Source organism: Cryobacterium serini (genome assembly GCF_004404025.1).
In the GTDB taxonomy this organism is placed as follows: Bacteria; Actinomycetota; Actinomycetes; order Actinomycetales; family Microbacteriaceae; genus Cryobacterium; species Cryobacterium serini.
The window spans coordinates 234,106-259,647 of sequence record NZ_SOHN01000008.1; the positions used below are offsets into that span (position 1 = coordinate 234,106).

At 62.5% G+C, this 25,542-nt stretch carries 23 protein-coding genes and 1 pseudogene; 16 read left to right on the top strand and 8 right to left on the bottom strand.

Annotated elements, in window-relative coordinates; genetic code table 11:
* Positions 1-5 precede the first annotated feature (5 nt).
* The 5 genes from E3T51_RS04410 to E3T51_RS04430 all read right to left on the bottom strand — a co-directional run bounded on the left by E3T51_RS04410 (position 6) and on the right by E3T51_RS04430 (position 6,786).
* Positions 6-1,370 (bottom strand): aminotransferase-like domain-containing protein, encoded by a 1,365-nt coding sequence (locus E3T51_RS04410; protein ID WP_420898403.1) that lies wholly within the window; start codon positions 1,368-1,370, stop codon positions 6-8.
* 104 nt (positions 1,371-1,474) lie between these two features.
* Positions 1,475-1,798: a thioredoxin gene (gene trxA, locus E3T51_RS04415; RefSeq protein ID WP_134527998.1), complete on the bottom strand. Its 324-nt coding sequence runs from the start codon at positions 1,796-1,798 to the stop codon at positions 1,475-1,477.
* Between the two features lie 10 nt (positions 1,799-1,808).
* Complete coding sequence (trxB, locus tag E3T51_RS04420) at positions 1,809-2,780, bottom strand: thioredoxin-disulfide reductase (RefSeq protein WP_134528001.1); 972 nt, start codon at positions 2,778-2,780, stop codon at positions 1,809-1,811.
* Positions 2,781-2,969: 189 nt separating this feature from the next.
* A complete protein-coding gene (murJ, locus tag E3T51_RS04425; RefSeq protein WP_134528004.1) occupies positions 2,970-4,595 on the bottom strand; it encodes a murein biosynthesis integral membrane protein MurJ in 1,626 nt (541 codons plus the stop codon).
* Positions 4,588-6,786, bottom strand: a complete 2,199-nt coding sequence (locus tag E3T51_RS04430; protein ID WP_134528007.1) for a DUF6049 family protein — start codon at positions 6,784-6,786, stop codon at positions 4,588-4,590. The genes murJ and E3T51_RS04430 overlap by 8 nt, the downstream gene beginning before the upstream one ends.
* A gap of 200 nt (positions 6,787-6,986) precedes the next feature.
* On the opposite strand from E3T51_RS04430, the gene E3T51_RS04435 reads away from it, so the two are divergent.
* The 11 genes and pseudogenes from E3T51_RS04435 (at position 6,987) to E3T51_RS04485 (ending at position 16,440) form a co-directional block, all read left to right on the top strand.
* On the top strand, positions 6,987-8,417 hold the full coding sequence (locus E3T51_RS04435; RefSeq protein ID WP_134528010.1) for a CCA tRNA nucleotidyltransferase: 1,431 nt from the start codon (positions 6,987-6,989) through the stop codon (positions 8,415-8,417).
* Positions 8,407-9,288, top strand: coding sequence for a carbohydrate ABC transporter permease (locus E3T51_RS04440; RefSeq protein ID WP_134528013.1), 882 nt, complete (start codon positions 8,407-8,409; stop codon positions 9,286-9,288). Before E3T51_RS04435 ends, E3T51_RS04440 begins: the two co-directional genes overlap by 11 nt.
* Positions 9,275-10,105, top strand: coding sequence for a carbohydrate ABC transporter permease (locus E3T51_RS04445; protein ID WP_134528016.1), 831 nt, complete (start codon positions 9,275-9,277; stop codon positions 10,103-10,105). The genes E3T51_RS04440 and E3T51_RS04445 overlap by 14 nt, the downstream gene beginning before the upstream one ends.
* 43 nt (positions 10,106-10,148) lie before the next feature.
* Positions 10,149-11,489, top strand: a complete 1,341-nt coding sequence (locus E3T51_RS04450) for an ABC transporter substrate-binding protein (RefSeq protein WP_134528019.1) — start codon at positions 10,149-10,151, stop codon at positions 11,487-11,489.
* A 152-nt stretch (positions 11,490-11,641) separates the two neighbouring features.
* Positions 11,642-12,010: pseudogene (gene rpsF, locus E3T51_RS16895) on the top strand (30S ribosomal protein S6); the annotation flags it as partial.
* A gap of 255 nt (positions 12,011-12,265) precedes the next feature.
* Positions 12,266-12,784 carry a single-stranded DNA-binding protein gene (locus tag E3T51_RS04460; protein ID WP_104191772.1) on the top strand — a complete coding sequence of 173 codons (519 nt, stop codon included), beginning with the start codon at positions 12,266-12,268 and terminating at the stop codon, positions 12,782-12,784.
* 47 nt (positions 12,785-12,831) lie between these two features.
* Positions 12,832-13,095, top strand: a complete 264-nt coding sequence (gene rpsR, locus E3T51_RS04465) for a 30S ribosomal protein S18 (RefSeq protein ID WP_035835236.1) — start codon at positions 12,832-12,834, stop codon at positions 13,093-13,095.
* Between the two features lie 9 nt (positions 13,096-13,104).
* Positions 13,105-13,554: a 50S ribosomal protein L9 gene (rplI, locus tag E3T51_RS04470; protein WP_092110565.1), complete on the top strand. Its 450-nt coding sequence runs from the start codon at positions 13,105-13,107 to the stop codon at positions 13,552-13,554.
* A gap of 513 nt (positions 13,555-14,067) precedes the next feature.
* On the top strand, positions 14,068-15,441 hold the full coding sequence (gene dnaB, locus E3T51_RS04475) for a replicative DNA helicase (protein WP_420898408.1): 1,374 nt from the start codon (positions 14,068-14,070) through the stop codon (positions 15,439-15,441).
* Positions 15,442-15,613: 172 nt separating this feature from the next.
* On the top strand, positions 15,614-16,174 hold the full coding sequence (locus E3T51_RS04480) for a hypothetical protein (protein WP_166806385.1): 561 nt from the start codon (positions 15,614-15,616) through the stop codon (positions 16,172-16,174).
* Positions 16,171-16,440 (top strand): hypothetical protein, encoded by a 270-nt coding sequence (locus E3T51_RS04485; protein ID WP_134528025.1) that lies wholly within the window; start codon positions 16,171-16,173, stop codon positions 16,438-16,440. The genes E3T51_RS04480 and E3T51_RS04485 overlap by 4 nt, the downstream gene beginning before the upstream one ends.
* A gap of 42 nt (positions 16,441-16,482) precedes the next feature.
* Here the strand turns inward: E3T51_RS04485 and E3T51_RS04490 are convergent, their stop codons facing one another.
* The gene (locus tag E3T51_RS04490) at positions 16,483-17,493 is read right to left on the bottom strand and encodes an AraC family transcriptional regulator (RefSeq protein WP_134528029.1); all 1,011 of its coding nucleotides are present in this window, start codon (positions 17,491-17,493) and stop codon (positions 16,483-16,485) included.
* Between the two features lie 236 nt (positions 17,494-17,729).
* On the opposite strand from E3T51_RS04490, the gene E3T51_RS04495 reads away from it, so the two are divergent.
* From E3T51_RS04495 to E3T51_RS04515, 5 genes are all read left to right on the top strand, one after another.
* Positions 17,730-19,076 (top strand): ABC transporter substrate-binding protein, encoded by a 1,347-nt coding sequence (locus E3T51_RS04495; RefSeq protein WP_134528032.1) that lies wholly within the window; start codon positions 17,730-17,732, stop codon positions 19,074-19,076.
* Positions 19,077-19,149: 73 nt separating this feature from the next.
* Entirely contained in the window at positions 19,150-20,100 is a 951-nt protein-coding gene (locus E3T51_RS04500) for a carbohydrate ABC transporter permease (protein WP_134528035.1), read from the top strand.
* Entirely contained in the window at positions 20,100-20,912 is an 813-nt protein-coding gene (locus tag E3T51_RS04505) for a carbohydrate ABC transporter permease (protein ID WP_134528038.1), read from the top strand. Before E3T51_RS04500 ends, E3T51_RS04505 begins: the two co-directional genes overlap by 1 nt.
* Entirely contained in the window at positions 20,913-22,406 is a 1,494-nt protein-coding gene (locus E3T51_RS04510) for a mannitol dehydrogenase family protein (RefSeq protein ID WP_134528041.1), read from the top strand.
* A gap of 53 nt (positions 22,407-22,459) precedes the next feature.
* Positions 22,460-23,464, top strand: a complete 1,005-nt coding sequence (locus E3T51_RS04515; RefSeq protein ID WP_134528599.1) for an NAD(P)-dependent alcohol dehydrogenase — start codon at positions 22,460-22,462, stop codon at positions 23,462-23,464.
* 58 nt (positions 23,465-23,522) lie between these two features.
* Here the strand turns inward: E3T51_RS04515 and purB are convergent, their stop codons facing one another.
* Together purB and E3T51_RS04525 are read right to left on the bottom strand one after the other, a co-directional pair.
* Positions 23,523-24,905: an adenylosuccinate lyase gene (gene purB, locus E3T51_RS04520; protein ID WP_134528044.1), complete on the bottom strand. Its 1,383-nt coding sequence runs from the start codon at positions 24,903-24,905 to the stop codon at positions 23,523-23,525.
* On the bottom strand, positions 24,902-25,429 hold the full coding sequence (locus E3T51_RS04525; protein WP_134528047.1) for a low molecular weight protein-tyrosine-phosphatase: 528 nt from the start codon (positions 25,427-25,429) through the stop codon (positions 24,902-24,904). The genes purB and E3T51_RS04525 overlap by 4 nt, the downstream gene beginning before the upstream one ends.
* Between the last annotated feature and the right edge of the window lie 113 nt (positions 25,430-25,542).

Genomic DNA, 25,542 nt, shown 5'->3' on the forward strand with positions numbered 1-25,542 from the left:
CGCAATTAAGAAATATTCGCCGGTGGGCCACCGAAACGCTGATTGTGGATGCCGGGTCGGTCGGGGGCAACGCCGAGCGGCCCTGTGCCGGCAAAAGTGTCCAGTAGGTCGAGTTCGCCGCGAATCACAGTAGCCAGACGACGTATGCCAAGTCGAATACTGTCGGGGGTGGGATAGCAGAAGGCGAGACGCAGGTTCTGACGCCCATCTCCGTCCGCGTAGAACGCGGTTCCAGGTGTGTACGCAACTAGTTCCTTGACCGCACGGGGAAGCATGGCCTTGGAATCGAGTCGTTCAGGCAGGGTGACCCAAACGTAGAATCCACCGGTTGGATTGGTCCAGCTCAGGTCCGGCAAATACTCATCCAGGGCGGCCAGCATGGCATTTTTGCGCTCGTGGTACACGCCGCGAAACGTGTTGATTTGCGCTTTCCAGTCGGTCGTAGCCAGGTACTCTGAAATGATCATCTGGGTGAGGGAGCTGGGGGAGAGCACGGCCGCCTCGTTGGCAAGCACGAGTTTCTCACGAATAGCATGCGGGGCGAGCGCCCAGCCAACTCGGAAACCAGGCGCGAGCGTCTTCGAGAAGGTGCCCAGGTAGACGACGCCGTCGCGCTCGAGCGAGCGAATGGCATCCGGTGCTGGCTTATCGAAGTACAGCAGGCCGTAGGGGTTGTCCTCAAGCACCAGGATATTGTTCGATCGGCAAATCTCGAGAATCTCCACGCGCCGCTCCCAGCTAAGCGTGACCCCGGCGGGATTGTGAAAGCTGGGGATCGTGTAGAGAAACTTGATGGTTCGTCCGGCGGCCTTCAAGGCAGCGATGTGCTCGATCAGAGCGGCCGGGATCAGACCGTTCTCGTCCATCGGAACATGGTCGACTTCGGCCTGGTACGACTTGAAGATGACCATAGCGGTGACGTAACTCGGGCCTTCGGAGATAACGACGTCGCCAGGGTTCAAAAAGAGCTTGCTCACGAGCTCGAGGGCATGCTGGGAGCCGGTCGTCACGACTACTTCATCGGCGTTGGCCTTGATGCCTTCGAGGGCCATAACGTCGAGAATTTGTTCGCGAAGCAAGGGAAATCCCTGACCAGATCCATATTGTAGGGCGGTAGCACCTTTCTGGTGCATGACTCGGTCCATTGCATCAATGACGAGGTCCTGCGGCAGGGCAGCGACATATGGCATTCCGCCGGCGAGTGAAACCACTTCGGGACGTGAGGCCACAGCGAAGAGTGCGCGCACCTCGGAGGCCTTGAGCCCAGCGGCTCGGTCGGCGTAGTGGTGGTACCACGGGTCGAGATTGTTGCTGCCCTGCGCAGTAGTTGTCTGCACAGCGCCGGTCTGGGGGGAACCCTGAATTGTCACGTCACATCCGTTCTGCTGTCTTCCTTATCGTATGGGGTGGCACCGGGCACGAAAAAACCCGCCCGGCTGATGCCGGACGGGTTTGATCGCGTGTGAACTACTGGTTAGACGAGGAAGTCGGCCAGGTCCTTCTCGAGCTGCGGCTTCGGCTTGGCGCCGATGACGGTCTTGACGACCTCACCCTTCTGGAAGACCTTCATCGCGGGGATGGAGGTGATCTGGTACTTAGCGGCCAGAGCGGGGTGCTCGTCGACATTGAGCTTGACAATGTCGAGCTTGTCGGCGTTCTCGGCTGCAATCTGGTCGAGGATCGGGCTGACAGCGCGGCAGGGGCCACACCACTCGGCCCAGAAATCCACCAGAACGGTCTTTTCGTTGTTGATGACTTCTTGTTCGAAGTTGGCTTCGGTAACGGATCGTGCGGTCATGTAATACTCCTTAGTTGACTGGTGCGAGTTCGGTTTCGCCGGCCTGGGCCAGCAAGGCGGGGGGAAGGGTGCTGAGGTAGTGCTCCGCGTCGAGAGCGGCCGCGCAGCCGGAACCAGCCGCAGTGATGGCCTGACGGTAGCTGGAATCGATTACGTCGCCGGCTGCAAACACGCCAGCCTGGCTCGTAAGCGATGATCGGCCCGCCACGGCAATGGTGCCTTCCGGGGTGAGGTCGAGCTGCTTGTGCACGAGGTGCGTGCGCGGATCATTGCCGATCGCTACAAACACTCCGCCAACGGGCAGACCGGTCTCGGTTCCGGAGACAGTGTCGCGCAGGATTAGACCGTCGACGGCGTCGATACCGGAAATACCGACGACCTCGGAGTTCCAGATGAACTCGATCTTGTCGTTTGCGAAGGCACGTTCCTGCATGATCTTTGACGCGCGCAATTCGCCCTTGCGGTGAATGACGTGCACCTTCGAGGCGAACCGGGTGAGGAAGGTAGCTTCTTCCATGGCAGAGTCGCCACCGCCGATCACGGCGATTTCTTTGCCTTGGAAGAAGAAACCGTCGCAGGTGGCGCACCAGGAGACGCCACGGCCGGAGAGACGTTCTTCATCGCTGAGGCCGAGCTTGCGGTAGGCAGAACCGGTGGCGAAAATGACTGTGAGCGCCTGCTCGACGTCACCGTTGCCGAGGGTGACCGTCTTGACGGGTCCTGACAGGTCAACAGATTCGACGTCGTCGTAGACGACCTCGGTGCCGAAGCGTTCTGCCTGCTCCTGCATTTTGGTCATCAGGTCGGGTCCCTGGACGCCTTCCGGGAAGCCAGGAAAGTTCTCGACGTCGGTGGTATTCATCAATTCACCGCCGGCCTCGACCGAACTGGCAATCAGAAGCGGTTTGAGGTTGGCCCTGGCGGCGTAAATCGCCGCCGTGTAGCCAGCCGGTCCGGAACCGATAATGATGATCTGACGCACGCGCACACTCCTTGCAGTGGTGGGCGAGACGAGCAATATCCCGCCTCACGCTTCGATACAACACATCCTAATCGGCTGCTATTCCATGGCCTCCCAGCTTGGAGGTTCGGCACAGTCTCGGGAACCGATCGGGAAAACCGGGCGAAGCCTTCACCCTGGCGCTGGGGGCTGCTGCGCCCGCCGCGGTGGTTAGCGGCGCAATCGATCACGCAGGGGCGTCAGGAACGCTGTGAGCTCGTCGCTGCGCATGAGCAGCAGCAGGCCGAAGTAGCTCGCGGCCATGATCACACCGGTCAGAGCCATGGAGACCATGGCCGTGAGTCTCGAGGACACCGCGAAGCCACCCTCGACACCGGCCCCCAGAATCACCATGAGGGTCAGGCCCGCAGCCAGGGGCATGATGACCGCGACCAGATATTTCACGAGGCTGCGCAGAATGCGACGCCCGTCGATACCGTGCATTCGACGGCGCAGGAGCAGGGCAGCCAGAATGGCCTGCAGCGTGCCGGTCACGGTGATAGAACCGGCGATGCCCACGGCAATCCAGTCTGTCGGCAGCCACGCGCACGCCAGCACGGCGCAGATCAGCAGAACGACCTGAAACAGGGTGAAAAAGAACGGTGTGCGTGTGTCGCCGAGGGCATAGAAAGTGCGCTGCAGAACGAACAGTACGCAGAACGGCACGAGCCCCAAAACGAACGCGATGATGACGTTGCCGATGGATTGAACCTGGTCGAACGGTGCCACGAAGACGGCAGCGACGGGGTAGGCGCAGACGGCGATCACGGCCGCAGAGAGCACGATTACCAGCGACGTTCCCCGAATCGCGCTCGAAGCATCCGTTTTGACCAGAGTCCAATTACCCAGTGAGGCGTGTTCGCTCATGCGGGTGAAGTATGCCGTCGCGACCGACACGGTGATCACCGAGTGCGGCAGCATGAAGATCAGCCAAGCGGTCGCGAGCACGGCAACGGATGCTTCACCGTGCGCGCGGGTGACGACCTGCGTTTCGACGATTCCCGCGAAGGTCGTGAGCAGAAGCATGCCGAAGGTCCAGCTCGCCATTTTGCCCGCGGCCCCGAGACCGACGCCGCGAAAGTGAAAGTCCGGGCGATAGCGCAAACCGATGCGACGCCAGAAATACAACAGAACGACGGCCTGGGTGATCACGCCGAGGGTGGCGCTGCCTCCCAGCACAGCGACCATGGCCGATGTGATCTCGGCAGCCGATCGATCACCGGTCGGGTCGGGGCTGAACAGCGTTGCGAAAACGATCAGGCCGGCGATGGCTACGAGGTTGTTGAGCACCGGCACCCAGGTGAACGGTCCGAAGGATTTGCGGGCGTTGAGGACTTCGCCAAGCAGCGTGTAGAGGCCGTAGAAGAACATTTGCGGAAGGCACCAGTAGGCAAATGCCACGGCCAGTGCCTTTTCGTTCTCGGGCAGGTTCAGGCCGATGAATCTCGTTATCAGCGGGGCCAACAGGGTAGCCGCGAGCGTCGCCGCCAACAGCACGACCAGGGCTAGCGTGAGCAGCTTGTTGATGTACGCAGTGCCGCCGTCGGCGTGCAGGCTGGCACGAACGATCTGCGGAACCAGAACGGCCGTCAGTATTCCACCGGCCACGATCACATAGATGGTATTCGGCAGCTGATTGGCGATCGCGAAGGTGTCAGCAGTGGCGCCGAACTGGCCGATTATGGCGGCCAGCACAATGACCTTCACGAAGCCGAGAATGCGCGACACGATCGTGCCGGAGGCCAGGAAAGCGCTGGCTCGACCGATTCCGCCGTTGGCGGTCGCGGTGTCAGACATCGGATTCCGTCTCAGTTAACACGACTCTGCCGGGAGTCGCGGGTGCCTCACCGGCACGTTCCCGGCGTCGGCGCACGATGTTCCGCCAGATGCCGAAACCGAAGAAGCCGACGACAAGGATCGCGAAGATGCTCGCACCGACTCCTTCCCAGTCGGCGCGCACGCTGACGTCAATGGGGGCTGGCTGGCCCAGCGGAGTGCCGTTCAGGGTGAACAGGGTGACTCGCAAGACGACGTCGCCGTTACCGACGGCGGCGCTGAGTGGCACGGAAACCGCTTGTGAAGAGTTGGGCTGAATGATGGTCTCGAGGGTGTCACCGACAACGAGTCGACCGTTGGAGGGCACAATCTTGGCGCGCACGGTGACGGCTTGGTCCAGGGCATTGTCGAGCGTGATGCGGAGGTCGACCTTGCTGCCCACCACAATAATTGGTCCGCGAGTGGTGACGGTCACGGCGTGAATCAGGTCGAAGGAGGCAGCCAGGCTCGCCCCGACCTGCTCAGCCCAGGCCGACGTCTGCGAAGCCCAGGTCGTGTCGAAAAGGGCGAGCACATTCAGTCGTGCCGGAGCGGTGAACGCGAGGGGATCAGCCAAAATGGTGGCAAATTCAGAGATCGCCGCCTCGCGATCCAACAGGGAACGGGCGAGTGCGACCCGGTTGCTGTCAATTGCCTGGTCTTGAAAGGTTACCGTGGTGGCCGGGGCGGACTCCAAGGCTGACTGCAGGGGAGCCGCGTTCGACCAAGCCGTAGAATCGAGCGCCGCGAGGGTCTGACTGATCCGGGTGGCACTGGCCGGGCTGCTGCGATCGAAGGTGACCAACATCGTGCGTGCTGAATTGGGGTTTTCCGCAGACACGATCGCCAAAAGCGCAGCAGCCTCGGAGACGTTAACCCGCCACTCATCCTCGGACGTCGCCGCGGCGGCGGCCCGGATGGCGGCCGAGAGCACGGAGTCACTGACGAGGGCCAGCCCGCCCGGAAGGGCGAACGCTGCATTAGGGGTGAAGACGTCGGATTGCTCGACGTTGCCGCTGGAGAGGATAGTCGTCGTCTGGCCGCTCGCGGCAAACACGTCGAGGTCGGTGCGCGCAACACTCCCGGCGACCGGCCAGCCGATCGCGGTGCTCGTGTAATCCCACGCCAACAGGTCGCTGGTCGACGGAATGACCGTTGCGCCGGGTTCCAATGCGGGAGTCGGGGTGGGCGTTGGCGAGGGGGCAGTTTCAGCCCCGGCGCGAGAGGTGATGCTGGGCACAGCGGTCGGGCTGGTCGTGGGCTCAGGGATGGGTGTGGCCGGCGGCACGACAAACAGACTGGCATCAATTGCCGACGAGAAAGAGGTCGGCGTGAGTAGCGTCGTGGCTCCGGCCTGCGCTTGCAACGCAATGTCGGCATCCGCGTAACCGAGCGGAAAGATATCGTTGCTGGCCCCGGCCAGACGGTCGAGCCAGGCCACGGCCGATGCCGGAGCTTTGGTGCCGAGCACGCGAATCGAGGCGATAATCTGCGGATCAAGGGCGATCGCTGCCGTTGGGGTCTCTATGGCGGCATCCAATTGGCGAGAGAGCAGACCGACCGAGCTCGTGTACGACTCGAGCGCCTTCAGGGTGATCAGCCCGGTCGCGCTTTCCGGGGTCGTGATCGGCAGGATGGAAGCGAGCCCGACCGGGGTGATCGCGCTGCCCTGCGACCAGACAAATGTGCCACGGCCCTCTGCCTGAATCGCATCACCCACGCTGAGAATCGCGGCGATCCCACGCGATCCCCACGCGTTTCGGTCGCTCAATCCCACGGCCTCGGCCGAAACCGTGATGCTGAGGTTTGTACTGGCCCGAGCCGGAATAACTTCCGTCGTTGGTACGCTCACCAGCTGGTCGCCAGAATTTGTGTCCGCATCGGGTCGTAGCCAGTCATCGAGCGCAGCTCGCGTGGTCAGCGCCAGCTGCGCGAGGTACACATCAACGCGGCCGATCGGAATGCCTGCGTCTGTGTTGTTGTGCACGGTCACCGTCAGAACCAGATCCTGGCCCGGCGACAATTGCGGCGAAGTGGTCGGAGATACGGTGACGCTGATGGTGTCTTCGGGGGTTGTGGCGCTCGTGACCGCACTGTTCTCCGTAGCGGCCCGGGACAATGGCAAAGAGGAAAGCGGCGCAAAAATCAGGGACGCCAGGGTTAGGAATCCCAACAGAAACGCCGTGATTGGTCGCCATCGCCGATGAGAAAACACGCTTGCGGCCGGGGGCACGGCAGCGCACGCGGCAACCGGGAACGCGGGCCGATGCGCGGGATCTGACTCGGCCACCATAAGGGGATTCTACGGCGTACCAGCGTAGAGCCGCCTGCACCGCGACTGCGCGCCTCAGTATGGCAACTAATATGGGGCTTATGCAGAGCGTCGCGGCAGCCCTCGCACGACTGGGCGACCTGGCTGCCACTCCCACGGTATCCCGTCTGGCGAACGCATTTGCGGTTGCCGGCCACGAACTCGCTCTGGTCGGTGGCCCGGTGCGCGATGCGTTCCTTGATCGTCCACTGCACGACCTGGATTTCACCACGGATGCGACCCCCGACCAGATTCTCGCGCTCGTCAGGCCACTGTCTGAAGCGCAGTGGGACATTGGCCGGGCTTACGGCACAATCGGTGCCAGCCTGGCCGGCGAGACGGTGGAAATCACCACCTATCGAGCTGACAGTTACGACGGCACCACCCGCAAGCCCGACGTCGTGTTCGGACGCCACCTCGAACCTGACCTGATGCGCCGCGACTTCACCGTCAACGCGATGGCACTGCGCCTGCCCCAGTTGACGCTCGTTGATCCGGCCGGCGGCATCGACGACCTGCTGGCCAAGCGCCTGCGCACGCCGAGCACTCCGGAGGTTTCTTTCGGAGACGACCCGCTGCGGATGCTGCGCGCGGCCAGGTTTACCGGGCAGCTGGGTTTCACGCTGGATCTCGACACCGCACTGGCCATGGAGAAGATGCGAGACAGCATCCGCATCGTGTCAGCCGAACGCATCGGTGACGAACTGTCGAAACTATTGGTCTCGAAGGACCCACGCGCGGGCATCGAAGTGCTGATGGAATCCGGCCTGGCCGAGATCGTGCTCCCCGAGATTCCCGGTCTGCAATTGGAGATCGACGAGCACCACCACCACAAGGACGTTTACCAGCACACCCTCACCGTGCTGGAGCAGGCCATGGGCTACGAGAAATCACGCGGCAACCTTGAGTCTCCCGACCTGATCGTGCGCCTCGCAGCCCTGCTGCACGACATCGGCAAGCCGGCCACCCGCAAACTCGAGCCGGGCGGAGTCGTGAGCTTCTACCACCACGACGTGGTCGGGGCGAAGCTGGCTAAGAAACGACTGCGCGCCCTGCGCTTTGACAATGACACCATCAACGCCGTCGCTCGCCTGATCGAGCTGCACCTGCGATTCTTCGGCTACACCGAGGGCGCCTGGACCGACTCCGCCGTGCGCCGATATGTGCGCGACGCCGGGGACCAACTGGAACGGCTGCATATCCTCACCCGCGCCGACGTCACGACCCGCAACCGGCGCAAGGCCGATCGGCTCGGCTTCGCCTACGACGACCTGGAACAGCGCATTGCCGCCCTGGCCGAGCAGGAAGAACTCGGCGCCGTACGCCCCGACCTCGACGGCGAACAGATCATGGCCGTGCTCGGCATGAAACCGGGGCGCGAGGTGGGCGAGGCCTACCGCTATCTGCTCGAGCAGCGGCTGGACGATGGACCCCTCGGCGAGGACGAAGCCACTCGCCGGCTAGTGGGCTGGTGGGCGGAGCGTGTCCAATAGGGGCAGCCTGCGTCGACGCAGGGCGATCACCGGCTATGCCCTGCTCGCGCCCAGTCTGTTCGGCGTGGTCTGCTTCCTCCTCCTTCCGGTGCTCGTCGTGCTCTGGCTCAGCTTTCAGAGCTGGGACCTGATCGGCCCGATCACCTTCGTCGGCCTCGACAACTACCAATCCGTTCTCAGTGACGGCATCTTTGGCAACTCCCTGCTGGTCACGCTCATCTTCACTCTGCTCGTGGTGCCGATTCAAACCCTGATCGGCCTCGCCGCGGCCACTGTGCTCACGCGCGGCCTGCCGGGGTCAGCATGGTTTCGCACGATCTACGTACTGCCGTGGATTTGCGCGCCACTTGCTCTCGGCGTCGTCTGGAAGTGGATCCTCGCGCCCACGGATGGGGCACTCAACACACTGCTCGGGCAGCGCGTCGAGTGGCTCAGTGACCCCGCACTCGCGCTTCCGGCTGTGGCCGCCGTGGTGATTTGGACCAACGTCGGCTACGTAACCCTGTTCTTCATGGCCGGGCTGCTCAACATTCCTGGGCAGATTCTCGAGGCGGCCCGCATCGACGGCGCCGGCGCGGTGAAGATGTTCTGGCATATCAAGCTGCCCCTGTTGCGCCCAACCATGTTCTTCGTGCTGGTCACCACGGTTATTTCGGCCTTTCAGGTCTTCGACCAGGTGTACGCGCTCACCCAAGGCGGCCCGGCACGATCGACGGATGTCGTGGCCGCGCGCATCTACTACGAAGCTTTCGATGCCTTCGACCTCGGCCGCGCGGCCGTGATGGCCGTCGTTCTGCTGGTCATCCTGGTCGTCATCACCCTCGCCCAGCAGCTGTATTTTCGCCGGAGGGTCACCTATGAAATGGACTAGATTATCCTCCACGGTCGCCGTTTACCTTGTGCTCGTGCTGGGCGCACTGTTCACCCTCGGCCCGTTCCTGCTGAGTATCCTGACCGCGTTCAAGACACGGGAGCAGTTCGCGCAGCAGTCAGCGCTGAGCTGGCCTGACCCGTTCACCCTGGAAAATTTTGCGCTCTTGCTGAACGGTCCGGCCCAATTCGGGCGCGCCATCCTGATCACGGTACTCGCGGCCGTGCTGATTCTGGTCGGGCAGTTGATCTGTTCGATTCTCGCCGCCTATGCCTTCGCCCGGGTCGACTTCCCCGGTCGCCAGATACTGTTCTGGGTGTACCTGTCGACCCTGATGATCCCCCCGGTCGTGCTCGTCGTTCCGCTGTACCTCATGATGACCGAGGCCGGCCTGCGCAACTCGTTTTGGAGTCTCGTGCTGCCATTCGCGTTCGCCTCCCCCTACGCGATTTTTTTGTTGCGCGAATATTTTCGCGGCATTCCCCAGGAGCTCATCGATGCCGCCCGGCTCGACGGGGCGAACACCCTCGACGTGTTGGTCGAGATCGTCGTGCCGCTGTCCCGCCCGATCATCGCCACCCTGACCCTCATCACAATCGTGAGCCACTGGAATAGTTTCATGTGGCCGCTCGTGGTCACGACCGGCACCGAGTGGCGGGTCGTGACCGTCGCCACCGCAAGCCTGCAAAGCCAGTTCAACGGCAATTGGACGCTCGTCATGGCGGCCACAACGCTCGCTCTGGTTCCGCTCCTCGTGCTGTTCCTGATGTTCCAGCGCAGCTTCGTCCGGTCGATCACCATTGCGGGTTCTGCGTAGGCTAGTCCCTTGGGGAAGGTTCGATCCGTCAACAGAGGACATCATGGCCAAGCGTTCCACCATCATTGCCGCCGGCGCAGCCGCCGTGCTTCTCATCATCTCCGGGGCCGTCGCCGCACTGAATTTCTCCGACTCCGACACTGGAAACTCCGCGACCACGGTGACCGTGCGACTCTGGGACGAACAGGTCGCTGCCGCCTACGAGAAGTCCTTCACCGCTTTCGAAAAAGACAACCCCGACATCCACGTCGACGTCGAGATCGTGCCGTGGGACGACTACTTCGAGAAGCTGCGCACCGACGTCGCCGGTGACAGTGCCCCTGACGTGTTCTGGGTCGACGGCGGCAGCTATCCTGCCTATGCCGACGCGGGCGCACTGCTCAACATCACGACCGCCATTCCAGCGGATACCCAGGCCGGCTGGGTTCCAGCCGTCGTCGCCCAGTACACCCGGGATGCCACGCTGTGGGGAGTGCCGCAGCTGGCCGACCCCGGCATCGCGGTGTATTACAACGCCGACCTGCTTGGTGATGCCGGTCTGACCGTCGAAGACGTGTCTGCGCTCACCTGGGATCCCACCGGTAATAACGACACCCTCATCAGTGCGCTGCAGAAACTCACCAAGGACTACAACGGGAATACGGCCGACAGCGCAGATTTCGACGGTTCCAACCTGAGTCAATACGGCTACAACGCTGGCTACGACCTGCAGGCGATGGTGCTGAACTATCTGGCCTCCGGTGGCGCTCAGTTCCAGGATGAAACTAACCAGTATGTCTTTGCGTCTGACGCGGGTCTCGCTTCATTCCAGTACCTCGTCGACCTTATGAACAGGTGGCACGTCGCTCCGTCCGCCGCCGATACCAACACCAACGGCGATTTCAGCCGCGAGCAGTTTCTGCAGGGCAAGATGGCTCTGTTTCAGAGCGGGGTGTACAACCTCGCCAATGTGAGCGCTGGGGCGAACTTCGACTGGGGCGTCGTGCAACTTCCCAGCGGTCCCGCCGGCTCGATCAGCGGGGTCGATGGCATCGCTGCTGCCGGAAATGCTTCGTCGGAGCACCCGGCGAAAACCCAGCGGGTGTTGGAATGGCTCGGGAGCGCTGCCGGCTCTGAATTCATTGGCGCTTCCGGCGCAGCGTCTCCGGCCGTCCTGGCCGCGCAGCCCGCCTACGCTGCTTATTGGGCGGCCGAGAAGGTCGACATCAGCCCGTTCTACGACGTTTTGGCCGGCGGAACGGCGCCGGCGCCGCGCGGTGCTGGCTGGCCGGCCGCCGAGAACGCCATGCGGCCACTGCTTGACGAAGTCTTCCTCGGTCGCATTCCGGTGCAGCAGGGTGTGCGCGCAGCCCAGGACGCAGCGAACGCGACCCTGACCGAGTAAACCAGCTGATCGACTGGCGCAACGACAAGGTATCCGGTAGTCTGGGCAGGTTGCCTGCGTGCCGGATTCCCGGCCTCCGCGTTCAGCACATGCACAACCCTCCTGTTGCAGAAAGTCTGTAGCCGTTTTAGTCCGAAGGAGGTGGGTTAGTCATGCATCAGTACGAACTAATGGTTATCCTCGATCCCGAGATCGATGAGCGCACCGTAGCTCCCAGCCTTGACAAGTTCCTCAACGTTGTTCGCAACGATGGTGGAACCATTGACAAGGTTGATGTCTGGGGTCGTCGTCGTCTCGCATACGAGATCAACAAGAAGACCGAAGGCATTTATGCCGTCGTTGACTTTACCGCGAACGCCTCAGCCACGGTCGAGCTCGACCGCCAGCTGAGCCTGTCCGAGGCAGTCATGCGCACCAAGGTGCTCCGCGCCGAAGAGGGCATTGCCCAGGTCGTCGTCGCTACCAAGCTGGCCGCAGAAAAGGCTGCCCGCAAGGCTGCCAACCCCAAGGTCATCGCGGCCAAGGCTGACGCTGCTGCTGCAGCCGCTGCCGCTCCGGCGGCCAAGGTTGCTTCTGCTGCGAAGCCTGCCGTCGCCGATGCAGTCGAGGCTCCGGCCGCTGCTGCTCCGGTTGCCGCCAAGGTAGACGCTTCCGCGCCGGTTGCTGCCGCCTCCACCGCGGTTCCCTCCGCGAAGGTCGCTGCCGCCAAGCCTGCTGCTGCCAAGGCCACCCCGGCTCCGGCCGCTGTTGCCGACAAGGCAAGCGACAAGTAGCCCATGGCTGGCGAGACCGTAATCACCGTGGTGGGCAACCTCACCAGCGATCCGGAACTGCGTTACACGCAGAACGGGCTGGCGGTTGCCAACTTCACCATCGCTTCTACTCCGCGCACATTCGATCGTGCCGCTAACGAGTGGAAAGATGGCGACGCGCTGTTCCTGCGTGCGAGCGTTTGGCGTGAATTCGCCGAGCACGTGGCAGGTTCACTGACCAAGGGGTCGCGTGTCATCGCTTCCGGGCGTCTCAAGCAGCGTTCGTACGAGACGAAGGAAGGTGAAAAGCGCACGAGCATGGAGCTCGAGATCGACGAAATTGGTCCCTCGCTGCGCTACGCCACCGCTTCCCTCACTCGCGCGCAGTCGTCCGGCCCCCGCAGCGGCGCTCCCGCTGTCGGTGGCCAGGGCAATGATGAGCCATGGGCACCCAGCGCCCCTGCCAAGACTGCTGCGCCCGCAGCGTCCGGCGGAGATGTTTGGAACAGTCCAGGCAACTTCAGCGACGAGACCCCCTTCTAAGCCACGCCACGCGCGTAGCTAACACCTTTTGAGAAAGTAAGGAAATCATGGCTGGAAAGTCGAGCGGCGACCGCCGCAAGCCGCTTCGCGGAGCTAAGGGTGGCAAGAACGCCGCTCCCGCGAAGTCGATTCGGGTTGGTGTCATCGATTACAAAGATGTCCCCACCCTGCGCAAGTTCATCTCCGAGCGTGGAAAGATCCGCGCCCGCCGCATCACAGGCGTCTCCGTTCAGGAACAGCGCCTCATCGCCCGTGCCGTCAAGAACGCCCGCGAAATGGCTTTGTTGCCCTACGCAGGCTCAGGCCGGTAAGGAAACCAAATGTCGAAATTGATTCTGACGCATGAGGTCTCCGGCCTCGGTGCACCCGGTGACGTCGTAGACGTCAAGAACGGGTTTGCTCGTAACTACCTCGTTCCCAAGGGCTTCGCTGTGGCGTGGACCCGCGGTGGCGAGAAGCAGATCGAGCAGATCAAGGCAGCCCGCGCAGCCCGCGAGCACGCAACCTTCGAAGAGGCTGAGGCGCTCAAGGTTAAGCTTGAGAACACCAAGGTCACCCTGGTCGTCAAGGCCGGCGCGGGCGGACGCCTGTTCGGTTCGGTCAAGACCACGGATGTGGCTAATGCCGTCGCAGCCGCTGGCCTCGGCACGGTCGACAAGCGCAAGATCGAACTCACCGCGATCAAGCTGACCGGTGAGCACACAGCAACGGTTCGTCTTCGTGACGAGCTGAGCGCCACGATCACCCTCGTGGTCGTCGCCGCCAAGTAACAACGCACCTCGGTAGGTCCGGCGCTCTACGGCCGGCAGCTTTTACCTAGCCACGTAGCGGGAGATTCCTCAGGGAATCCCCCGCTACGTGGCGTTAACGAGCGATTTTGGGGCATTGACCCGCTGCTCTTGTGCACAGGTGAGCATTCGTATCGGCAAGGTTCAAGGGTTGATTGAGGCTACTTTATTCACAACCTATTTTTATACTTAAAGTCCTGATCAAGACAATTTTATTTGCAAAATATCAAAGTTTGTCCACAGGCGAGTGCACAGGTTCTGCACAATCTCCACGGCGTTTCGCGCAGATTATCCACAGCGTTATCCACAGGGGGGTTTGTGGCGGGTGCTGCTGGCTCCTTAGGGTAAATCAGTGTCGGCATCTCGCTCAGGCTGGTGTCTCCCGTCCCGTGTCGGTGGGCCCTGATACACCTATACGAACGACAGAGAAAGAGGTGCCGAGTGTCAATCGCTCACCTGGGCCTGGCAAATCAGCCAGCGTCAAATGAGTACGGTTTGTCAGCGAGTGGTGGGCCTGCCCGCGGAGAGCGGCCCGCTGAAGCCTGGAAGTCGGAGCGAGCACTGCCGCACGACCTCCTCGCAGAACAGAGCGCCCTCGGCGGCATGATGCTCAGCAAGGACGCTGTCGCTGACGTTGTTGAGACCGTCCGAGGCGGCGACTTCTACATTCCCAAGCACGAGATAATTTTTGACGCAATTCTCTCGCTCTATGCCCAGGGCGAGCCGACCGACGTGATCACCGTCACGGATGAGCTCACCAAGGTCGGTGAACTCTCCCGGGCCGGCGGTGCCGACTACCTGCACACCCTGACGAGCCTCGTGCCCACTGCTGCCAACGCGGGGTTCTATTCGACCATCGTGGCCGAGCGCGCGCTGCTGCGCCGTCTGGTCGAGGCGGGCACCCGTATCGCCCAGATGGGCTACGCCGCTGAGGGGGAGGTTCTTGACCTCGTCAACACCGCGCAGGCAGAAATCTATGCCGTCACGGGGGGAACGCAGACGGAGGACTACGTTCCGCTCACCGATGCTGTGACGGCGGCGATCGAAGAAATCGAGGCCGCCAAGCTCAAAGACGGACAAATGAGCGGCGTCCCCACCGGATTTGCGGATCTCGACGAACTGACCAACGGATTCCACGGCGGCCAGCTCATCATCGTGGCCGCTCGTCCGGCGTTGGGTAAGTCCACCCTCGCCCTCGACTTCGCACGCTCGGCGTCCATCCACCACAACATGCCGAGCATCTTCTTCTCGCTCGAAATGGGGCGCAGCGAGATTGCGATGCGCCTGCTCGCGGCGGAGGCTTCCGTACCTCTCCAGAGTATGCGCAAGGGCACCGTTGAGGCACGCGATTGGACCACGATTGCCGCCACTCGCGGTCGCATCAATGACGCACCGCTCTACATCGACGACAGTCCGAACATGACCCTGGTTGAGATCCGTGCCAAATGCCGCCGACTCAAGCAGCGGGTGGGCCTCAAGATGGTCATCATCGACTATCTGCAGCTGATGACCAGTGGCAAGAAAGTCGAGTCCCGCCAACAAGAGGTCAGTGAGTTCTCGCGCGCTCTCAAGCTGCTCGCGAAAGAGCTGCAGGTTCCGGTGATAGCGCTATCCCAGCTCAACCGTGGGCCAGAGCAGCGCGCTGACAAGATGCCGGCCATCTCCGACCTTCGTGAGTCGGGTTCACTCGAGCAGGATGCCGACATGGTTATTTTGCTTCACCGCGAAAGCGCCTACGAGAAAGACAACCCGCGCGCCGGTGAGGCCGATCTCATCGTGGCCAAGCACCGGAATGGCCCGACGCGCACCGTCACGGTTGCCTTTCACGGCCACTACTCGCGTTTCGCCGACATGGTGGCGGGCGGGTAGTTCGGGCCTGCGCCGTCGGCATCAGCGCGTGCAGCGCGCTCGCAGATCCGGCCGGTGTGGCCGCGTAGACTAGGCCTGACAGATTTTGCAACGAAAGAGGTCGTGCGTGGCAAACGCGCAGGTACCATCAGGCGTCGGGCCCCGCTATTGGGCTGTACCCGTTGGGCGCGCCTTGATCGCAGTCATCCCTGCCATCATCATCACGTTCAACCGTGATCACTCCGCGCAGCTGGGTTTGATCGTTTTCGGGGCATTCGCCCTCGCGAGCGGCATCCTGCTCGTGTTGGCTGGACCGCGCACCCTGACCGTTGCTATCGACCGCAGCCTGTTTCTCATTCACGGCATCGTGAGCATGATCGCTGGCGCGCTAGCGCTCGGTTTCCACACCGGTGGACACGGGTTTTTTCTTTTCATCGTGAGCGTCTGGGGTGCCATCACTGGTTTTCTCGAAATCTATGCCGGCATCCGGTTGCGCGCACGTCCTCTACCCGCCAAGGACTGGCTTTTTACCGGTATTGGCGGGGCGGCACTCGCTCTGCTTCTGCTGCTGCTTCCGCCCAACCCGGTGGTCTCGGTCGGACTGTTCGGCGCCTACCTGGTCTTCCTCGTTGTATTCCTGCCGATTGCCGGGCTGTCCCTCAAAGGGGATTCTCCCCGACAGCGTCCTCGCGCCACGGCAACAGCGGACCCCGCCCCCGCGAACACTGCAACCAATGATTCGGACTCCCTGTGACCAAAAAGACTCCTGGTACCCCCAACCCGGCGCACCAGCCGAGCCGCTCCGATCGGTTGAAGCCGGCCGAATTGCTCGGAATTTCCGGCGCGATGTCTCTCTTCGTCGGAGTGACCATTCTTCTCACGACGCGAGAACTCATGCTCTCGGTCATCGGACTCGGGGTGACGTTCATCGTGGCGCTCGTGGTAATTGCGATGCTCGTGCTCGGCATGAAACCGAACGCGTCGGAGCAGACCGACCTGGACGAGCAAAACGGCCACTGACCGGCGCCGGACAGGGCACCTGGCCGGGCTCAGCACTGTGCCCTACACCGTGATCCCTGCGGCCACCTCGAGCACGGACGGATTGCGCCGGGTCTTGAGGTCAAGACTCGGGCTCGTCCCCTTCGGGCGCTCATCGGCATCCAGCCGCCGATAGCGACTCGGGGTCATACCCAGCTCGGCGTAGAACTGGCGATTGAAGTTGGCCAGATTTGAATAGCCAACACCGAGTGATACCGAGGCGATCGGGTCATCGGTCTGGGCAAGCAGCCGGCAGGCATTCGCGATGCGCAGCTTCTTCACCATGGCAGTGAAGGTCAGTCCACTCGCTTTCTTGAAGTACTTCGAAAACGTTGGCTCCGACATGTGCGCGAGCCGGGCGGCGTCGGACATGCGGATGCGGCTCGCGAGGTTGTCAAAGATGTAGGCCAGACCAGCCTCGACCGCGAGTTTGCCGTCGCCTTGCCCGGTGGTGGTAAACCACTCCCGGGCGACGAAGGATTTTTCGTCAGCCGGCGCTTCGGCCAGGGTGGCGAGTACCGCAAACACGTGGGAGATTCTGCGCGCACCCTGCGTGATTCCGATGAGCTCCAGCTCGGCGGCCGCGCGCTCGGCCGTCGACCCGCTGAAAATTATGCCGTGACCCGACGCTTCCAGGAGTGCGCGCACCGGATTGAGTTCGGGCATCGTGCTCGCGCAGCCTTCAAACCACTCGTCGGTGAACTGCAGCACGACGTCACGGTTGTAGACAACCTCGTCGGCCTGCAGGTCGCTCATCCAATCATGCGGAACACCCGGTCCGATAAGCGCTACTTGGCCCGGTCCGAACGGACCGACCTGGTCGCCAATGATGTAGCTGCCCGTGCCGTGCCGGATCAGGTGCAGCTCGTACTCAGGATGGTAGTTCCAGCGTGCGATTTGGCTCGGGTAGTCGTGCTCGAGCCAGCGGAAAGATTCGCTCGGCAGGTGCCGGATGAGCTCGCGGGTCGCGGGTCGTTCGAGGAACCGCGCCGCGATGGCGCCGGGTTGAACGATCTCACCGGGTAACGCTTTCATCACAACTCCGATCAGACCGGGCAGGCAACTACCGTGGAGACGATGTAGCCGCGGCATCCGCTGGAAAGAAAGTATCAGAAACGCAGTCTGCGCGGGATATGAGTGCAGTATCCAACCCGGGTAATTTCAAGCATCGGATGACGGCGGGCACACACTCCGGACAGATCAGCAGCGAATGCGGATTGGTCCTGCCTGCCCCGGCACACGGCAAGAGCAACGACAACAAAGGAGTTCCAATGCTTGGAAAGAAACGTGCGATCACGCTGGGGGCTGGGCTCCTTGTGACCGCCTTCGCGATCACGGGCTGCACCGGTGCCGGCGGAGGTGGATCGGCGTCGGGAGACGTCACCCTCACCCTCGCCACGGTGAACAACCCGCAAATGAAAGACATGGAGCAGCTCAAGGGAACGTTCGAAGAGGACAACCCGGGCATCAAGATCGACTTCGTGCAAATGGAAGAGGGCGACCTTCGCGCCGCCGTCACCGCTGACGTCGCCTCCGGAGCCGGCCAATATGACATCGTCACGGTCGGTGCCTACGAGGTGCCGCAGTGGGGCGCCCAGGGTTGGCTCACCGACCTCACTGCGGACCTCGCCGACGACCCGGCCTATGACGTCGACGACACCCTTCCCGCCGTGCGCACCGCACTCACGGTCGATGGCAAGCAGTACGCCGTTCCCTTTTACGGTGAATCATCGATCCTCATGTACAACAAGGAAATGACCGACGCGGCCGGCATCACGATCTCGGACCACCCGACCTGGCAGGAAGTCGAGACGGCGGCCAAAGCCCTCAACACCTCCGACGTTGCGGGCATCTGCTTGCGCGGCAAGCCCGGCTGGGGCGACCTCTTCGCACCGCTGACCACCGTCGTTCAGACCTTTGGTGGCGCGTGGTACGACGAGGACTGGAATGCTCAGGTGAATTCGCCCGAGTTCGTCGAGGGTGTGAACTTCTATGTCAACCTGCTCAAGGAAGCGGGCGAGCCGGACCCGGTATCGAACAGCTTCACCGAGTGCCTCAACCAACTCCAGTCCGGCAAGGTCGCGATGTGGTACGACGCATCGGTGGCCGCGTCAATCCTCGAAGACCCCGCCACTTCCGCCGTTGCTGGCAAAATGGGCTACGCCCACGCTCCGGTCTACAAGACGGAGGAATCCGGCTGGCTCTGGTCCTGGAACCTCGCCGTTCCAAAGACCACGAAGAACGCCGACGCCGCGACCACGTTCGTCAAGTGGGCCACGAGCAAGGAATACCAGCAGCTAGTCGGCACGACTCTGGGGTGGACCCGCGTCCCCCCGGGAGCGCGCACGTCGACTTACTCGATCCCTGAATATCAGAAAGCCGCTGCGGCCTTCGCCCCGATCACGCTCGACGTCATGAATTCGGTCAACCCGAAGCAGCCCGGGCTCAATCCGCAGCCGTGGGTTGGCATCCAGTACGTGACGATTCCCGAGTTCCAGGACGTTGGTAACCAGGTCGCCCAGTTGGTAGCGGATGCCATCGCCGGACGCACCACTGTGGAGGAGGCCCTCGATAAGGGCCAGGTCATCGCTCAGACCGCGGGCGACAAGCAGAAGTAGCACCGCACAAGAACGTGCTGTCGGGGGTCGGTCAAACGGCCCCCGACAGCACAGCAACGATGAGGAAGAAGCAATGACAACCCTGACGTCAACCCGGTCGCCGGCGCCGGCACCGCCCACGGCGAAACGATCGCACGCCGCCGCACTCTCCCTGCGCACGAAGGCTCGACAGTCACGGGCACTCGTGCTGCCCGCACTCTTCTTTTCGATCGTGCTCACCCAGATTCCGTTTTTGGTCACGATCTACTTTTCGTTCCTCAACTGGAACCAGCTCCGCCCGGCCGAGATCGCGTTCGCCGGGTTTCAGAACTACGCGGTCGTCTTCACCGGCCCAGACTTCTTCCCGTCGCTGATGGCAACCGTCGTCATCACCGGCTCGTCCGTGGTGCTCTCGCTCGTCTTTGGTTTGTTTTTCGCTGTCTTGCTCGATCGTAAGTTCATGGGCCAGGGTCTTGCCCGCACACTCATGATCACCCCGTTCCTGGTGATGCCGGCCGCCGCCGCTCTCATCTGGAAGTGGTCGATGCTCGACGTCAACGTCGGCTTGGTCAACGTGGGACTCAACCTCATCGGTATACCCTCGATCGCCTGGAACACCGACTTTCCGGCGCTCACGATCATTATGATGCTCACCTGGCAATACACGCCGTTCATGATGCTCATCCTGCTTGCCGGGCTGCAGAGCCAAAGTCGGGAAGTGCTCGAGGCCGCGGCCGTTGACGGTGCCGGCCCGTTCCGAACCTTCCAGTGGATGACGCTTCCGCACCTGCGCCAGTACATCGAGATCGCGACCCTCCTCGGGTCGATCATGCTCCTGCAGGCCTTCGACCCGATCGCGATCATGACGAAGGGAACGGGCGGTACCAAGACCCTGTCTTACCTGCTCTATGAGCGGGCGTTCATCGGACTCGACGTCGGGCAAGCTGCCGCCTTCGGAGTCGTCACGGTCATTGTGACGATCGCCGTCGCCACCCTCGCTCTTCGCACCCTCTTCAAAGTATTCATGAATGGAGGTGACCGCTGATGCGCAAGCTCACGGGCACCCTGATCACCGCGGCGACCTGGTTTCTGGTGCTGATGTTCTTCTTTCCCATCGCCTGGATGGTCTTCACTAGTCTCAAGACCGAAGGCGCAGCCGCCTCGATCCCGCCGACCATCTTCACCGCGTTGAGCTTTGACCAGTACGCGCTCGTCTTTGACCGCGGCATGGGAACGTATCTCCTCAACTCGCTCACCGCGAGCCTGTCGTCGACGGCGATCGTGCTTCTCCTCGCCATTCCAGCGGCCTATGGCCTGAGCATCCGCCCGATCAAGCGCGTTCAGGACGTGTTGTTCTTCTTCATCTCCACGCGCTTCCTGCCGGCCGCGGCGTCGATCCTGCCGGTGTTCTTCATCCTCAAGGCCCTCGGCGCTCTTGACAACATCACCGCGATCGGCCTGCTCTACGCGGCCATGAACCTGCCGATCGCCGTGTGGATGATGCGGTCGTTCTTCAATGAGGTACCGCGCGAAATTGTCGAGGCTGCCCAGATTGACGGGGCGAACCTGCGAACCGAACTGATCCGGGTGGTGTTGCCGATTCTGGTGCCCGGCATCGCGGCCGTCGCCCTGATCTGCTTCATCTTCGCCTGGAACGAGTACTTCCTTGCGACGCTTCTCACGACCTCGATCGCTCGCACCACGCCGCCGTTCCTGGCGAGTTTCGTCGACGGTCGTGGTCAGTTCCTCGCGGTGCTCTCCGCCGCGTCAACGATCGCCGTGCTGCCGGTCATCATCGCCGGGTGGGTTGCTCAAAAGCAGCTCGTGCGCGGACTGGCCATGGGAGCGGTGAAGTAAATGACTCAGCCCACACTGTCTAATGCGACACTCGGTAATCTGACGTCCGGGGTTGCCCGGCCTAACTACGACCGCTCGAAACTAACGGCGGGAATCGTGCACTTCGGCGTCGGCGGCTTTCACCGAGCCCACCAGGCCGTGGCGCTGGACGCCCTCATGAACGCGGGCCTCGCCCATGACTGGGCGATTTGCGGCGTCGGCCTCCTCGAGGGTGACCGCAAAATGAAGGAGGTGCTCGACGAGCAGGATTGCCTCTATACCGTCACGCTCAAATACCCGGACGGACACCGCGAGCCGTCGATCATCGGCAGCATCGTCGAGTACCTGTTCGCGCCCGACGATCCAGAGGTCGTACTCGAGAAACTGGCGAGCCCCGCTATTCGCATCGTGTCGCTCACGATCACGGAGGGCGGCTACAACTTCGACCAAGTCACGGGCACGTTTGACCAGACCCACCCGGGAGTGGTCGCCGACCTCGTCGACGGCGCCGTGCCGACGACCGTCTTCGGCTACGTCGCCGAGGCGCTCCGCCGACGCCGGGAACGGGGACTCGAGCCGTTCACAGTGCAGTCCTGTGACAATATTCAGGGCAATGGCGACATGGCCAAACGCATGTTCTCCGCCTTCGCGTTGCTCAAGGATGCCGAGCTCGGCGACTGGATGGTGCATAACGTGCACTTTCCGAACGCCATGGTCGACCGCATCACGCCCGTCACGTCGGCCGACGACATCGTTGAAGCCGCAGCCCTCACCGGGCTGCACGACGGCTGGCCCGTTGTCTGCGAACCGTTTTTTCAGTGGGTCGTCGAGGACGACTTCGGTCTCGGCCGCCCACCGTTCGAGCAGGCCAATGTGCAGCTGGTCGAGGACGTCACGCCATACGAGTACATGAAGCTGCGGCTGCTCAACGCCAGCCACCAGGCCCTGTGCTACTTCGGCTATCTGAGCGGTCACCGATATGCCCACGAGGCCATGGCAGATGTGGCGCTGCGAAGTTTCGTTGAACGCTACATGAATCGGGAGGCGACGCCCACGCTCAAACCGGTGTCCGGAATTGACCTCGACGAGTACAAGGCCACGCTGATCGCGCGGTTCTCGAACCCCGAGGTGCGAGACACCCTCGCCCGGCTGTGCGCCGAATCATCCGACCGAATCCCGAAATGGCTCGTGCCGGTCATTCGTGACCAGCTCGCCAGCGGTGGAGAGATCGAGTGCTCGGCCGCTATCGTGGCCAGCTGGGCACGGTATGCCGAGGGCGCCGACGAGCAGGGTGAGCCGATCACGGTCGTCGACTCCCTGAGCGCCGAACTCGTGGCGATCGCGCAGACTCAGCGGGGCGACCGGCTGGCCTTTGTACGCAACGAGAAATTATTCGGCGACCTCGCCAGCAACGAGCGGTTTGCAGCAGCGTACCTGGCCGCCCTGGATTCGCTCGTTGAACACGGCGCACAAGTCACCGTTGCGTCCTACCTCGCAGGCGGGGAACGCTCGTGACGGATGCCTCACTTACGACACCCCTAACGAAAGAACACCCCGTGACCACGCTGATGAAAGCCGCCCTGCTGCGCGCCCCCGGGGAGGTCACCCTCGACACAGTGCCCGTTCCCCTCCTTGAGCCCGACCAGGTTCTGGTGCGGGTTGCCGCCGTCGGCGTCTGCGGGAGCGATGTGCACTACTACCAGCACGGCCGCATCGGACCGTACGTGGTCGAGCATCCGCTCATTCTCGGTCACGAGTTGTCCGGGCGCATCACCGCGGTCGGCTCGAACGTCGACCCGGCTCGCGTCGGGCAGCGCGTTGCTGTCGAGCCGCAGCGGCCGTGTCGCGTCTGCGAGCAGTGCAAGGCCGGTCGCTACAACCTCTGTCCCGACATTGAGTTCTTTGCGACGCCGCCGATCGACGGGGCATTCTGCGAGTACGTGGCGATTCAAGCGGACTTCGCCCACGCGATTCCCGACAGCATCTCCGACGAGGCCGCGGCGCTCATTGAACCCCTCTCGGTCGGCATCTGGGCATGCAAGCGCGCCGACATTGGTCCGGGAAGTAGCGTACTCATCGCAGGGGCCGGCCCGATCGGCGTGATCATGGCGCAGACCGCGCGGGCTTTCGGCGCCACCACGGTCTACATCACTGATATCGAGGATGACCGGCGCGCGTTCGCCCTGGAGCACGGGGCGACCGTGGCCCTCGACCCGCGGGTCGACTTGATCGAGGGTCTGGAGGTGGATGCGTTCATCGATGCCTCCGGGGTGGCGGCGGCGGTGCAGGCCGGAATCCTGGCGGTGCGGCCGGGTGGCCGCGCCATTCTCGTCGGGATGGGCAACGACACGGTCGAATTGCCCGTCTCTTGGATTCAGAACCGGGAGATCTGGTTGAGCGGCGTCTTCCGATACACCAACACCTGGCCGCTCGGTATAAAACTCGTTGAGAGCGGCGCCGTCGACCTCGATGTTCTGGTCACGAGCACTTTTGTGCTCGCCGACGCTGAGCAGGCCCTCAATGCTGGTCGCCAGCCGGGCCAGATGAAGGTCATCGTCTACCCCGGTCGCTAGGAAGCGGCGTCCGTCCGGCCTAATCCGGGCGGACGCCGCTCAGGCGTGGCCGCCCCAGCTACGGCAGATAGTCGATCAAAGAATCCGCGAGACCGACGTAGCTGGCCGGGGTCAGGGCCAGGAGCCGGGACTTGGCCGCGGCGCCAATGTCGAGGGCCGACACGAACTCGGCCAGGTCGGCGCTCGAGATGCGCTTGCCGCGCGTTAGCTCCTTGAGCAACGCGTAGGGGTCTTCAATCGATGAGCGCCCCGCCGAGACCTCGGCACGAATCACGGTCTGAATCGCTTCGCCCAGGATTTCCCAGTTGGAGTCGAGGTCGCTTGCGAGAAGCGCACGGTCAATATCGATCTCGCCGAGGCCCCGCAGAATATTGTCGAGCGCGAGAAGCGAATGCCCAAAACCGACACCGATGTTGCGCTGGGTCGTCGAGTCGGTGAGGTCGCGCTGCAGACGGCTGGTCACGAGGGTCGACGCGAGCGAGTCCAGGATGGCAGAGGACAGTTCGAGGTTGGCCTCCGCGTTCTCGAACCGAATCGGATTGATTTTGTGCGGCATGGTGGAAGAACCGGTGGCGCCAACCTGAGGGATCTGGCGAAAGTAGCCAATGGAAATGTAGGTCCAGATGTCGGTGGCCAGGTTGTGCAGGATGCGGTTCGCGTGGGAAGTACGGGCATACAGCTCAGCCTGCCAGTCGTGCGATTCGATCTGGGTAGTAAGCGGGTTCCACCCGAGGCCAAGACCCTCGACGAACTCGCGCGAAAGCGCGGGCCAGTTGACGGAAGGCTCCGCAGCTACATGAGCGGCAAAGGTTCCGGTAGCACCGCTGAACTTGCCCAGGTATTCGCCAGCATTGATCTGCCGAACAATGCGCTCGAGCCGGTAAACGAATACAGCGAGTTCTTTTCCCATTGTCGTCGGCGTCGCGGGCTGCCCGTGGGTACGCGCCAGCATTGCATCCGCTCGAAATTCCAGCGCGCGGCTGCGCAGCGCATCAATGACCAAACTCAGTTTGGGTAGCCAGACAGTCTGGACGGCGTCACGAACGGTCAGGGCATAGGAGAGATTGTTGATGTCCTCGCTGGTGGCGGCAAAATGGGTGAGTTCGCTGATGTGATCGAGGCCCAGTGTTCCCAGGCGTCGACGGACGAGGTATTCGATGGCCTTGACATCGTGACGGGTGGTGGCCTCGAGCTCGGCCAGTTCGTCAATCTCGGCCTGACCGAAGTTGGTTACGAGCCCGCGCAGCGCGAGCTTCTGCTCGGCGGTCAGGGGGGCGGAACCAAACAGGCTGCGGTCGGTGAGGGTGATCAGCCACTCCACCTCCACTCGCACCCGGGCGCGGTTAAGACCGGCCTCGGACAGGAACTCGCCCAGATCGGAAACGGCGGCTCGGTAGCGGCCATCTAGCGGGCTTAGAACCTGTACGGGTAGGTGACTCATCGGACTCCCTGTCGAATTGCGGGTGCAAGTTGTTTCACAAGTGCGTGACTTGCCCTCTCAATCATGCCCAATACGGCGTCAAACAACGCATCGTCGGAATAGTAGGGGTCTGGCACGTCGAGCAGGGGGGCCTGCTCGACGTCAAAGCTCAGCAGGAGGCGCACCTTGGCGCGATCGCGATCCTCCAATGCCCAATTCCGCAGGATGCGCTCCTGGCTGCGGTCGAGGACAACGACAAGGTCGTGCTCGGCGAACCACAGCGGGTCAAATTGACGGGCCCGATGGTGACTACCGTCGTAGCCGCGCTTGGCCAGGGCTGTGATCGTGCGACCGTCGGCTTGCTCACCCACGTGCCAGTCTCCGGTGCCGGCTGAACTGCTTGCGATGAGACGACCAAGACCAAGCCTCGTGACGACGTCGCGAAGCACGACCTCGGCCATGGGTGATCGGCAAATGTTACCCGTGCAGACGAAAATGATTCGAAACGGCGTCGACTCATCCGGGGTGAGAGACGCAAAGGGCATGCCTCCCATTGTGGAGCAGTTTTGTCTTCTCCACACGCCCAGTTTTTAGCGTTTGTGCACAGCTTGCGCGACAGGCCACGGGACGGGTCGCTGATCCTGCGACGATCGTCCCT

Coding starts and splice junctions, on each gene's coding strand:
- trxA (WP_134527998.1), bottom strand. CDS start 1,798: ATGACCGCACGATCCGTTACCGAAGCCAACTTCGAACAAGAAGTCATC.
- murJ (WP_134528004.1), bottom strand. CDS start 4,595: ATGTCTGACACCGCGACCGCCAACGGCGGAATCGGTCGAGCCAGCGCT.
- E3T51_RS04435 (WP_134528010.1), top strand. CDS start 6,987: ATGCAGAGCGTCGCGGCAGCCCTCGCACGACTGGGCGACCTGGCTGCC.
- E3T51_RS04445 (WP_134528016.1), top strand. CDS start 9,275: ATGAAATGGACTAGATTATCCTCCACGGTCGCCGTTTACCTTGTGCTC.
- E3T51_RS04450 (WP_134528019.1), top strand. CDS start 10,149: ATGGCCAAGCGTTCCACCATCATTGCCGCCGGCGCAGCCGCCGTGCTT.
- E3T51_RS04460 (WP_104191772.1), top strand. CDS start 12,266: ATGGCTGGCGAGACCGTAATCACCGTGGTGGGCAACCTCACCAGCGAT.
- rpsR (WP_035835236.1), top strand. CDS start 12,832: ATGGCTGGAAAGTCGAGCGGCGACCGCCGCAAGCCGCTTCGCGGAGCT.
- rplI (WP_092110565.1), top strand. CDS start 13,105: ATGTCGAAATTGATTCTGACGCATGAGGTCTCCGGCCTCGGTGCACCC.
- E3T51_RS04490 (WP_134528029.1), bottom strand. CDS start 17,493: ATGAAAGCGTTACCCGGTGAGATCGTTCAACCCGGCGCCATCGCGGCG.
- E3T51_RS04495 (WP_134528032.1), top strand. CDS start 17,730: ATGCTTGGAAAGAAACGTGCGATCACGCTGGGGGCTGGGCTCCTTGTG.
- E3T51_RS04500 (WP_134528035.1), top strand. CDS start 19,150: ATGACAACCCTGACGTCAACCCGGTCGCCGGCGCCGGCACCGCCCACG.
- E3T51_RS04505 (WP_134528038.1), top strand. CDS start 20,100: ATGCGCAAGCTCACGGGCACCCTGATCACCGCGGCGACCTGGTTTCTG.
- E3T51_RS04510 (WP_134528041.1), top strand. CDS start 20,913: ATGACTCAGCCCACACTGTCTAATGCGACACTCGGTAATCTGACGTCC.
- E3T51_RS04515 (WP_134528599.1), top strand. CDS start 22,460: ATGAAAGCCGCCCTGCTGCGCGCCCCCGGGGAGGTCACCCTCGACACA.
- purB (WP_134528044.1), bottom strand. CDS start 24,905: ATGAGTCACCTACCCGTACAGGTTCTAAGCCCGCTAGATGGCCGCTAC.
- E3T51_RS04525 (WP_134528047.1), bottom strand. CDS start 25,429: ATGCCCTTTGCGTCTCTCACCCCGGATGAGTCGACGCCGTTTCGAATC.